Genomic DNA, 433 nt, shown 5'->3' with positions numbered 1-433 from the left:
CAACCACTCGATCGCCTACTTTGTAATTACTCACGCCTTCTCCAACTTCTACAACTTCACCAGAGAACTCGTGTCCCAGTGTAATGGGTGCTTTTTCTTTTGTAAGTGGATGAGGTTCATTCACAGGAATAAAGATCGGTCCGCCTAAATATTCATGTAAATCACTACCGCAAATGCCGCACCATTTTACTTTCAGTTTCACTTTTCCTGGAGCAACTGTTGGTTCATCAATTTCCTCTAGTCGAATGTCCTTTTGATCGTGCCAGCGTAGTGCTTTCATTTGTAAGACTCCTTTTCTCATCAATTTAATTAACTTACTTAAATAATGATATCATAATTTTTTTAATTTTCTAAGTAAGATGCACTATTTTTTTGACAGTCAATGGACGAAAAATGACAAAACATAGCAACAGACAAATAAGAAGCATACATA

Annotated in this window: 1 protein-coding gene; it reads right to left on the bottom strand. The window is 36.5% G+C overall.

The features are described from left to right. Positions 1–280 (bottom strand): alcohol dehydrogenase catalytic domain-containing protein (locus KH400_RS21265; protein WP_217228050.1); only part of this gene is annotated, 280 nt, incomplete at its 3' end. Positions 281–433: the final 153 nt, after the last annotated feature.

Source organism: Desertibacillus haloalkaliphilus (assembly GCF_019039105.1).
Classification (GTDB): domain Bacteria; phylum Bacillota; class Bacilli; order Bacillales; family KJ1-10-99; genus Desertibacillus; species Desertibacillus haloalkaliphilus.
The sequence above is the reverse complement of the archived record's forward strand: the minus strand, read 5'-3'. Positions and strand labels throughout refer to the sequence as shown.